Raw genomic sequence first — 9,964 nt, 5'->3', positions numbered from 1 at the left:
AATGCTCTGACCGCGAACCTCCATGGAGAGCTTTTCATCCTCGTCGTTTTCGCTGGCGCAGCCGATCTGAATTTTGATGTTTTCCGCAGTAACCTCGCCGATTTCCACCCGGTGTTTATCCTTAATGTAAGAAATAATGGCCTCATCAAACTTATCGCCGCCGGTTCGCACCGAGGCGGCATACACAACGCCACCTAATGAGATAATGGCCACTTCGGTGGTGCCGCCGCCGATGTCAATTACCATGGAACCCCGGGCTTCGGTAACCGGAAGCTCAGCTCCCACCGCTGCGGCCATAGGCTCGGTAATAAGAAACACCTCATTAGCGCCGGAACGCTTCACTGCTGCTTTAATGGCTGCTCTTTCCACCTGAGTGGAACCGTAGGGCACGCAGACCAGCACCCGGGGAGCTCCCTTGATAATCCCCAGGAATCTGTTGGTTTTATGCTGGATGGCGCGCATAAACTCCTCCAGCATCTTCTGGGTGTATTTGCAGTCGGTGATCACGCCGTCCCGCATGGGACGAACCACCTTGATATGTTCCGGAGCCTTGCCCAGCATCTGTTTTGCCACTTTTCCCACTGCCACGGATGAAAGTCCCCCGCCTCTGCCGTCGGTAACGGCAACAACGGAGGGTTCATTGAGAACGATGCCTTTTGATTTAACGTATATAAGTGTATTAGCAGTGCCCAGATCTATGGAGAGGTCATTAGCAAAAAGGCCTCTGAGTTTTTTAAACATATGCAAATTCCGGAATTTATTATCGGGATCCTGAACACAGAATCCGCCCTCTTATGACAGGAGCGGATTATAGCATAGAAAAACGGCGATTTTAATTGTTTGCCTTCACGGGCAGCCCCGAGGCGCCGCCCGCTCCAGGAGGGAAAACGAACGCAAAAACAGGGGAGGTAATGCGATTCCGAAATTGGGAACTCAGCAGGATCAGTTGGAAATGGAGCTTCCGGAATATCTTAAATCCGCCGCGGTGATCTCGGCCTTTCTGGTAATGACATAGGAATCAGCGGAGCTGTTATTGTCGTCATCCAGTACGGGGATCTCGCAGGAGGCTTCGGAGACTATGGTATATTCAATGCGGGAATCCAGGGAAACCGGACTTGATCCGTCGCTGAGAAATGCCAGATCCACGGCCTCCACGGTCAGCCGGGAAAGCCAGCACTGAGAATAAAGCTCCTTGCAGAAATAGGTATTTGATCCTGTGGCCTCTCTGCTGCAGTTCCCAAAAACTCCGCTTTCGCTGGCAATAAAGTCATAGGTTGCATGTCCGGAGGTCTTGATGTCGTTTTTGATAGCCTGCCACACGCGGCTGGCGCTGGGACTTTCCGCATAGGAGCTCTCGCGGTTCAGAGGAAAAAGCGAGGACATGCCGTATTCCAGACCGCTCTCGGCCATAAGCCGGGCCTGACTGCCCAGCACGGCGTTCAGCTGCACCTGGCGATCCTGAATCAGAATCTGGGCCAGCACGGCGGCAATGCCGGAAAACACCACCAGCACAAAAACAGCTGTCATCAGCAGAGAGCCCCGGGCTCCCGCTAAAGTTCTAAAGCACATTTTCCGCCTCCAGAAGCTGTTCCACGCTCATGGTCTCAGTATCGGTCTCCGTGAAAAGCGCCATGAACACGCTGTTAAGATGCGAAGCAGTCTGCTGACCGGAACCGTCCGGAGCTTCAAAAAACATCTTCTTAACCTTGTTCCGGCCATCCGCGTTGATAACAGTGACGCTAGAGCCCCGGTGATAAAACAGATAGCCGTCCGTGCTGATGGTGTAGGAAACCCGGCTCCAGTCATTCATGAGGTAGACCCGATCCAGTCCCAGATCCGTATCAAGTCCGGTCACATCCAGCCGAATAAGGTTGCCGGATACGGCGCAGTCCCCTGAAAACAGTTTTTTTTCAGCCAGATTGCCGTTGCTTCTGATAACCCCCAGAAGGCTCACCCGATCCTGCCCGGAGGAGGCAATGCGGTTGCAGGCAAAGTCCGTGCCGCTGGAGGGGTAAACATAGGCATATTTCTTTGATTCGGGGCTGCTCTCCTCGGTAACGCGGTAAACCCGTAAAACATACAGAGGTTCCCGAAAGCTCAGAACGCCGTTCCCGTTTTCATCCCGGGAAACCGCCGTCTGATAGGGAATGCTCCCGGCCATCTCCCGGGAAATTCTCTCGGTGATATTGCGGGTGAACTGAGCCAGCGTAACTCTGGCCGAGGCCTCGGCCATCAGAAGGGCTCCCTGAGAAACAAAGCCGGCTACGCTGACCACGGTAATGCCCATGATCACCATGACAACGACAATTTCTATCAGAGTGAATCCCGAATATCTGCGCATCTCAGTAGTTCCCCCTCAAGGCTGACAGCCGGTAAACGCCGCCCCGGGGATCCAGGACGGTGGCCCGGATTTCCTTAAAGGTCATGCCGCCGACAGTAACGGGAGTAACTCTGATGGTTACGTAGTAATCGGCATATCCGGCATCAGGCAGATCCTGCTGCACTGCCGCCTTCCATTCGGCATAGTTCTTTCCCAGAAAAAAATCAGCCGGCACTCCGCTGCAGGAATTAAGGCCGTTGCAGTAATCCGGATTCAGATATTCCCGGCACACAATGCTGCTGTTTTTTTTAGCGCAGAATCTGGTGGTATCGAAGTCATCCACATCGCTGAAGGCCGAGGCATAGAGAGCGCCCCGTTCTTCGGCGGTATCGGGGCCGTAGGATTCCTCCGCCGTGCAGGAACCGATGGCGCAGAGCCTCTCCGTGCCCGAGGAAACCTGCTCCCCGCAGCGGCACACGCCGCCGTGATGGTCGGAATTATGGTCGTATTCCTGAGCGGAGATTTCCCGGAAAATCCGGTCGGCCAAAAGAGAGGACTTTACTTCAAAAACAGGATTGGCCGAGGAAACCGCGAAGGTGAAAAGCACGCTGGTAATACCGGCTATGGCAATGCCCATAACCACAATGCCGATTACCAGTTCCACCAGTGTGAAGCCCCGGGTTACTTCCATGTAATCCCTCCCTCCGGATAGACCCGCACCTGACAGCCGCCAGAGCCCTGATCCGGCCGGAACTCAAACTGATAATAGCCTTCTGGCTTTATGCCCAAAGTGGTATTGTCAGTATGCACTCTTCCCAGATAGTCAAAACCGATATAGCCGTCAGTGCTGCCCTTGACGCGATTGCCGCCGCCGACGCCGTGCCATTTGGTATTATCATTGGCGCAGTCCAGGCCCATGCAGTACCCGAAAATACCGTCTTTCCTGATAAAAAAACGCAAATCAGGGGCAGAACCCTGATTCATGTTTATAGACTGCACTGATGCCAGACGGGTTACAGCTTCACGGCAGGCCACATACTCCTGACCATTTGACGTGGTCAGCTTTGCGGTCGCAGTCACTGCCAGAATCCCGATAAGAACCAGCACGGTCACCAATTCCACCAGAGTAAAGCCGTACCCCCGACTCATAGGCGCCTCTAGTCAGCGCTGCTGTTTATATGAGGCTGTACCAGCCCGAGGGCGGGAATGTAGCTGAAGCTCATGTAGCGATCATGGTTGTCAGCATCCGGAACCCTGTAGGAGCCGGTGTCGCCCTTTTCCAGAGAAAGCACCAGATAATAGCGGCAGATGCCGTAGCCGGATACGGTGGAACCGTCAACGGCTCCGGTGCTGTAGGTTACAAAATACTTGTAATCAATATCCTTTTTGTTAAGAGCGTTGATATCGCCGGTGATTCTGGGGGGATTCTGGAGCATTTTTTCCCAGATATTAATGCAGTTGTCCAGATTGTTGGGCACGGCAAAGCCGCTGGCGCTCTCATCGGTAATAGTAGACGGCTTGGTGGCTCCGGCGGTGGTGGCCATAATAGGGTAGCCCGGACTCATGGTGCCGTCTTCGATCTTGGTATTGGTAGGAGTGGTCAGGTAAAAACGGGTGCCATCATACAGCGTGCTGTTGATACTGTTTACCTTCTGCCGGCCCTTGGCTTCCCACTGAGCGCGCACCAGAAGAATTCCGGTGGCAAAATTACCCGCCAGCCCCTCAACGCTGGCCTTCTTGGCCTCCTCTGTCACATCGAGAAAGCGGGGCAGCGCCGTGGCTGCCAGAATGCCGAGAATTACTATTACAATAATCAGTTCAATTAATGTGAAACCCTTGGTTCGCCGTCTAATCATATACATTCCCTTTGAAGCTATTCAGCTAAGAAACCGTTTACAGAACCATCAGAATAATTATAAACGAATCCGGACACGCTTGTAGTGAACACACACTCATTTTTGGCAGGCTCTGCCACAACTCTTACATTTGTAATAAAAAGCGATTCATCCCGCCCCAGAAGACTCAGCCAGATAAGCCGGCAGGGATCCTGACCGTTACCGGGAATGCCGCGGACATCCATGGGCCAGCCCTGAGGACTCATCACAAAAATCACCCGGCCGGGACTGAAGCCCAGCTTGCTCTCGTCAGCCCCGGCATAAAGATTCACCCAGGAGGGAACCTTGAGATTTCTGCGGCGGTTGTCGTGAAGCCACAAATTGTGTATCACCGCCAGCCGTTCTCCGAAATTATGGGCCATGGTATTCATGGAGGTTTCCAGAGTCCGGTCAGACTGCGGCAGAATAAAATTGCGGACAAAGAGATACATCACCAGCATCACCACGGTGCACCAAAGCAGAGACTGCCAGAGCCGTAAAAGCTTCTCGTTGCCGCGTTCCTCCTGATTCATGCTTACTTACCCTGCATGGCGCCGTACATATCCCACATGGGGGTAAAGATACCCAGCGCCAGAACGCCTACCAAAAGAGCCACAAAAACCAGCAAAAGGGGCTCAATCTTGGAAGTAAGCGCCTTAAGCTCATAGTCAACCTCTCTCTCATAATGGAGAGCAGCCTCCAGCAGAAGCTCGTCCACCCGGCCGGTTTCATCACCCACAGCAAACATCTGCAGCACCAGGGGCGTGAACATATTGCTCTGCATCGCCACGGTAGCCAGAGAATTGCCGTGCTCGATTTCCCGGCGCATGGCGTTTACCCGATCCTCCAGAAACCGGTTGTCGATGGCACTGGCCACCAGAGTCAGAGCCATATTAAGCTGCACGCCGGCCCTGAGCATTAACGAAAAGCTGCGGCAGAAACGCCCCAGAAGCGCCCGGCGGAGAATGGATCCGATTACCGGTATTTTCAGCTTCAGGCGATCCCAGTGATAACGCACCTTCTTGATTTTAAGAGCCCGGCGGATCAGAAAGGGCAGCGCCACAATAAAGCCCAGCATATAAGGCCAGTAGCTCACAAAAAACGCCGAGGTGCCGATAAGAATTCTGGTGGTAAGCGGGAGCTCCACCCCGAATTTGCCGAACATGGTGCTGAAGACCGGAATAACCCAAATGTTAAGAATGGCAATGGCTACGCCGATAAAAATAATAACCATGAAGGGGTAACGCATAGCGCTGGTGATTCTTTTCCGGGTTTCCTGCTCCAGAGTAAAGTATTCCGCCAGCTGAAAAAACACATCCTCCAGCCGGCCGGTGTTCTCCCCCACGTTTATCATGGAGACAAAAAGCGAATTGTAAATCTTCGGCTGATCTCCCATGGCCTGGGTCAGGGAACGCCCCCCGATAAGATCCCGGTTCAAAGCGGAGAGGGATTTTTTAAGACCGTAATGATCCGTGGAATCGGCCAGGCCGCCAATGGCTCTGATAATGGGCACGCCGGCCTTGGACAGGGAATACATCTGCCGGCACAGCATCACCAGCTCCGGCAGGCCCACCCGGCCATGCAGAAGCTCCTTGAAATCCAGATTGAAAGAGAGTCCCGGCATGCCGGATCCCTGCTCAAGGGACACCGGCAGAAGTCCCATGCGGGAAATCTCATCGATGGCATCTGCCTCCGTGGGCGCTTCCACCCGGCCTGTTTTGTATCCGCCTCCGGAATCCTTGGCCTTATAACTGTACACCGGCATTATTTATTGATCTCCGCAAGCTTCATAACCTCTTCGATGGAAGTGAGCCCCTGCTGGGCAAACTCATAAGCCATCATGGCCAGAGGCTTATAGTTTTCCGATTCCCGGGCGGCAATGGCAAAGCCCTCGTTATCGTTGCGCCTTAAAGCATCCATCATGTTCTGATCCAGCACCAGAAGCTCAAAGACGCCCACCCGGCCCTTGTAGCCCGTGAAATTGCAGTACTGACAGCCCCGGCCCTGATTGCCCATGCGGAAGTGAGAAAGCTTCTGCTCCTCCACCGGAATCCCCAGAGCATCCTGAATAAAGTTCATCTGCACATCATCAGGCGGACACTCCGCGCTGCATTTGGGACAGATGCGCCGCACCAGTCTCTGGGCCAGCACCGCCCGGAGGGAACCGGCTACCAGATAGCCCGGAGCTCCCATGTCCATAAGACGCAGGGTGCTGGAAATAGCATCATTGGTATGCAGGGTCGACAGCACCAGATGTCCGGTCATGGCACCCCGGAGGCCGATTTCGCAGGTTTCCTGGTCGCGCATCTCGCCCACCAGAATTACATCCGGATCCTGACGGAGACAGGAACGCAGCACGGTATTGAAGTCCAGATGAATCTTTTCGTTAACCTGCACCTGAGTGATGCGGGGGAGGCGGTATTCCACCGGATCCTCGGCGGTAATAATCTTTACCGAAGGATCGTTAAGCTCATTTAAGGAACCGTAAAGCGTGGTGGTTTTGCCAGAACCGGTAGGGCCGGTTACCAGCACCATCCCGTGGGGCCGGTGCAGCTGGATGCGGAAGCGGTTCAGAATCTCCACCGGCATGCCGGTCTTGTCCAGGGACAGAAGGCCGTTTGACTGGTTCAGAAGACGCATTACCATAGACTCGCCGTACTGAGTGGGCAGCGTGGAAAGACGCACGTCAATGTTCTTTCCGGAAATCACCACCGGAAAACGTCCGTCCTGCGGGAGACGTTTTTCGGAAATATCCAAGCCGGACATCAGCTTGAGACGCAGGGAAATGGCCGGAGCGATTTCCACATTGTTCAGCACCTGCTCCCGGAGGCTGCCGTCGATTCTCTGTCTGATGCGGAGAACGTTGGCATCCGGCTCGATATGAATATCCGAGGCCCCGGAATTAATGGCATCCTCAAACACGGAGCGCAGCAGATTAACCACCGCGGCATCAGAGCCGCCCTCCTCTCCCAGGGTTTCGATGGTATTAATTTCAAAGGGATTCTTGGCTACCTGAGTCTGCAGCTGATCCGCAAACTTGGCAATGGCCTCCGTATTCCGGTAAAACATGGAAATGCAGCGAACCACCTCTGCTTCGGGAGAGATGACAAAATCAACGTCATACTGATTAAGACGATCCATGATCTTGTCGCGGGCCGGATAATCCAGAGGATCTGAAAGGGCCACCGTAATGACATCGCTGCCCGAAATCGGATTGGTATTGCGGGAAATTGCCAGAGCATGCAGGGTACGGGCCATGGCCTCCGGCAAAAGCTGCACCGTGCTGGAATCAATGTTAATCTTGGACAGATCGTCAAACACCGTCATCCGAAGCTGCTGCCCCAGAGCCTTGCAGATATCGCTCTCGGAAGCCAGCTTCATGGCCACCACCGCCTGGCCCAGCTTCATGCTGTGGGCCCGGGAGTAGGCCAGGGCCTTGGTAACGTCATCCTCGGTGATAACGCCGGACTGCACCAGCACGTCGCCTATTCTAAGACGCTTCTGCTGCGGTTTTGCATTTTCTGTCATTTATTACCTCCCAGCACTCCGATTCTCTGCTCCGCAAAGCTCCGGGACTGCGCGCTAAGATAGAGAGCGGCAGCCTTGCGATAGGCATTAAGAGCGTCTCCGGGCCGCCCCAGCTCCTCCAGGGAAATAGCAAGCCCCAGATACCATTTGCCGTCCTTCTTTTCAGCCTGGGCAAGCTTCTCATAGGCCCATGCCGCTCCGGCATGGTCATTGTTTTTCCGGGCCAGTCCGGCCAGAGTGGCGTAATAGTCCATATTCCCGCGGGCCGGCGGATTAGCCTGCCGAAGCACCTTTATAGCCTGAGCATCCTGACCCTGGGATGAATAAATGCGCGCGAGATAAAGCCGGTAGTCGTAATGAGCCGGATCCATAAGAATGCCCCGATCCAGAGTCTTTATGGCATCCAGAGAACGGCCTTTTCCGTAATAAAGACTGGCCAGCTTCTCCCGGGCTCTGGCATCTCCGGGATTCTTTTTCAAAAGCACCTCATAGGAGCGGATGGCTCCGTCGCTGTCGCCTCGCAGCAGGGAATTCTGCGCCTCTTTTCTGAGGAGATCGGCTTCCTCTTTAGGGGACAGGTTTTTCTGCTTTACCCGCATGGTCGAGGACTTGCGAGCCGGAGCCCGGGCCTCCTCCACGATGACAAAGTTCTCCGGAGCATTGTCATCAATAATGATTTCAGGAGCGGCAATGTCAGAAATCTGCACGGTTTCAGCTGCTCTTTCCGCTGAACTCTCGCGGGCTCTCTGAGTTTTCTTTTCCGGAGCCGGAGCTGCGGGCGGGGCTGCATTCTTCTTTCCGGTCTCGTTCTTTCCGCTGCTGTTCTTTCCGGCCTGCTCCCGGGAAGCCGGCTTGTTCCGGGGCGGCTCATCAGAAACAGCGTTCCCGGAAGCAGTCTCGCTGTCCGGAGACAGCACGGTCTCACCGGAGGTTTCCTGATTCATTGCTCCCTCAGCCATGAGCTTAAGCTCGATACTGTCAGCGGTATCTCCGGAAGCCTCGTGATCTGCGGGGGAAGCTGCGGCCGCACCTGCGGCAGCAGTCTCAGCGGATTTTTCCGGTTCCGGAGACTTAGTCCCTCTGCCTGCCGGAGCCGGTTCCGCCGAAATGGTTTCCGTCACCGGCGCTGCAGCCGGAGCCGCCGGGCTCTTTCCTGATGAAAAATACCAGTAGCAGCCGATAGCCACGACAGCCAATGCCGCCATAATGCCGGCTCCGGCCAGAGCCGGGGTCAGCGAGGATTTTCTTTCCGGCGGCACATACTTTCCGTACTGAGCACCGTTCCCCTTCTCTCTTTTATCCAGTTCGGAAAGGGCCTTATTTATAACACTCATTCAAACACTCCGCTGGCAAAAAACAGTCCGCCCAGAGCGGCCAGCAGCAAAAATGCCGCAAGGCCGATATAAAGCGGCAGGCCCGGCCTTTTTTTCTTCTTTACCGACACGGTGTCAAGAGCCGCCTCTCGCACCATGCTGCAGGATACCCCGTGCACTCCGTACCCGTAAGCCAGCATCAGACTCTTATTGGCTATGACATTGATAAGACGGGGGATCCCTCCGCTGTATCTGAAAATATCCCGGGCGGGACGGCGGCCGAATACCGCTTTTCCGGAATACCCGGATTTCTGCATGCGGTAATTCAGATACGCCTCCGTTTCATCTGCCGTCAGGGGCCGCAGATTATAGGAAAAGGCAATTCTCTGCCGGAGCTGCCTTAAATTCTGCTTATCCAGCATTTCATCCAGCTCGGGCTGCCCGAAAAGAACTATCTGAATGATCTTATCATGCTCCGTCTCCAGATTTCCCAGAAGACGGATAGCTTCAAGAGTGTCTTCGGATATGGACTGCACCTCATCAATAACCAGAACGGTTCTCCTTCCTGCGGCATGGATTTCCAGAAGCTTTCTGTTTATGTCGTCATTAAGAGAAAGAGTGGTGCAGTTAGCCGTATCAATGTCCAGCTCCCGGGCTATGGATATCTTGAATTCGTCCGGACTCAGCACCGGATTGGGAATGTATACCAGCTCAAAATCGTCAGTGAGCCGGGAGAGAAAAAGCCGGAGCACCATGGTCTTGCCGGTGCCCACCTCTCCCGTGATTTTGATAAAACCCTCCCCCTCCCGGAGCGCCTCCTCAAGAACCTGAACCGCCTCCTCATGAGGGGGAAGTCCGAAATAAAGACTGGTATTGGGGGTCAGTCCGAAAGGCTTCTGCTCCAGACCAAAAAACTTCTCATACATATG

General features: G+C 54.3%; 11 protein-coding genes. All 11 read right to left on the bottom strand.

The window, feature by feature from the left end:
• Positions 1–741 (bottom strand): rod shape-determining protein MreB (gene mreB / locus ACJROR_RS08525; RefSeq protein WP_406546754.1); only part of this gene is annotated, 741 nt, incomplete at its 3' end.
• Between the two features lie 201 nt (positions 742–942).
• On the bottom strand, positions 943–1,569 hold the full coding sequence (locus ACJROR_RS08520) for a hypothetical protein (RefSeq protein WP_406043353.1): 627 nt from the start codon (positions 1,567–1,569) through the stop codon (positions 943–945).
• Positions 1,559–2,341 (bottom strand): type II secretion system protein, encoded by a 783-nt coding sequence (locus tag ACJROR_RS08515; RefSeq protein ID WP_406546753.1) that lies wholly within the window; start codon positions 2,339–2,341, stop codon positions 1,559–1,561. The genes ACJROR_RS08520 and ACJROR_RS08515 overlap by 11 nt, the downstream gene beginning before the upstream one ends.
• 1 nt (position 2,342) lies before the next feature.
• Complete coding sequence (locus ACJROR_RS08510) at positions 2,343–3,011, bottom strand: prepilin-type N-terminal cleavage/methylation domain-containing protein (protein ID WP_406546752.1); 669 nt, start codon at positions 3,009–3,011, stop codon at positions 2,343–2,345.
• Positions 3,002–3,469 carry a prepilin-type N-terminal cleavage/methylation domain-containing protein gene (locus ACJROR_RS08505; protein ID WP_406546751.1) on the bottom strand — a complete coding sequence of 156 codons (468 nt, stop codon included), beginning with the start codon at positions 3,467–3,469 and terminating at the stop codon, positions 3,002–3,004. The genes ACJROR_RS08510 and ACJROR_RS08505 overlap by 10 nt, the downstream gene beginning before the upstream one ends.
• 8 nt (positions 3,470–3,477) lie before the next feature.
• Positions 3,478–4,176, bottom strand: a complete 699-nt coding sequence (locus tag ACJROR_RS08500) for a prepilin-type N-terminal cleavage/methylation domain-containing protein (protein WP_406546750.1) — start codon at positions 4,174–4,176, stop codon at positions 3,478–3,480.
• A gap of 17 nt (positions 4,177–4,193) precedes the next feature.
• The gene (locus tag ACJROR_RS08495; RefSeq protein ID WP_406546749.1) at positions 4,194–4,727 is read right to left on the bottom strand and encodes a hypothetical protein; all 534 of its coding nucleotides are present in this window, start codon (positions 4,725–4,727) and stop codon (positions 4,194–4,196) included.
• Between the two features lie 2 nt (positions 4,728–4,729).
• A complete protein-coding gene (locus tag ACJROR_RS08490; protein WP_406043341.1) occupies positions 4,730–5,959 on the bottom strand; it encodes a type II secretion system F family protein in 1,230 nt (409 codons plus the stop codon).
• Complete coding sequence (locus ACJROR_RS08485) at positions 5,959–7,722, bottom strand: GspE/PulE family protein (RefSeq protein ID WP_406043339.1); 1,764 nt, start codon at positions 7,720–7,722, stop codon at positions 5,959–5,961. The genes ACJROR_RS08490 and ACJROR_RS08485 overlap by 1 nt, the downstream gene beginning before the upstream one ends.
• The gene (locus tag ACJROR_RS08480; protein WP_406546748.1) at positions 7,719–9,056 is read right to left on the bottom strand and encodes a tetratricopeptide repeat protein; all 1,338 of its coding nucleotides are present in this window, start codon (positions 9,054–9,056) and stop codon (positions 7,719–7,721) included. The genes ACJROR_RS08485 and ACJROR_RS08480 overlap by 4 nt, the downstream gene beginning before the upstream one ends.
• Entirely contained in the window at positions 9,053–9,961 is a 909-nt protein-coding gene (locus ACJROR_RS08475; protein ID WP_406043335.1) for an ExeA family protein, read from the bottom strand. The genes ACJROR_RS08480 and ACJROR_RS08475 overlap by 4 nt, the downstream gene beginning before the upstream one ends.
• Positions 9,962–9,964 lie beyond the last annotated feature (3 nt).

It is taken from the genome of Succinimonas sp., assembly GCF_045225735.1.
Lineage (GTDB): Bacteria > Pseudomonadota > Gammaproteobacteria > Enterobacterales > Succinivibrionaceae > Succinimonas.
This window is presented reverse-complemented; position numbering and strand designations above follow the sequence as displayed.

Bases quoted from the DNA above. Each gene is read 5' to 3' on its own strand.
- ACJROR_RS08520 (WP_406043353.1), bottom strand. From the start codon at position 1,569: ATGTGCTTTAGAACTTTAGCGGGAGCCCGGGGCTCTCTGCTGATGACA.
- ACJROR_RS08515 (WP_406546753.1), bottom strand. From the start codon at position 2,341: ATGCGCAGATATTCGGGATTCACTCTGATAGAAATTGTCGTTGTCATG.
- ACJROR_RS08510 (WP_406546752.1), bottom strand. From the start codon at position 3,011: ATGGAAGTAACCCGGGGCTTCACACTGGTGGAACTGGTAATCGGCATT.
- ACJROR_RS08505 (WP_406546751.1), bottom strand. From the start codon at position 3,469: ATGAGTCGGGGGTACGGCTTTACTCTGGTGGAATTGGTGACCGTGCTG.
- ACJROR_RS08500 (WP_406546750.1), bottom strand. From the start codon at position 4,176: ATGATTAGACGGCGAACCAAGGGTTTCACATTAATTGAACTGATTATT.
- ACJROR_RS08495 (WP_406546749.1), bottom strand. From the start codon at position 4,727: ATGAATCAGGAGGAACGCGGCAACGAGAAGCTTTTACGGCTCTGGCAG.
- ACJROR_RS08490 (WP_406043341.1), bottom strand. From the start codon at position 5,959: ATGCCGGTGTACAGTTATAAGGCCAAGGATTCCGGAGGCGGATACAAA.
- ACJROR_RS08485 (WP_406043339.1), bottom strand. From the start codon at position 7,722: ATGACAGAAAATGCAAAACCGCAGCAGAAGCGTCTTAGAATAGGCGAC.
- ACJROR_RS08480 (WP_406546748.1), bottom strand. From the start codon at position 9,056: ATGAGTGTTATAAATAAGGCCCTTTCCGAACTGGATAAAAGAGAGAAG.
- ACJROR_RS08475 (WP_406043335.1), bottom strand. From the start codon at position 9,961: ATGTATGAGAAGTTTTTTGGTCTGGAGCAGAAGCCTTTCGGACTGACC.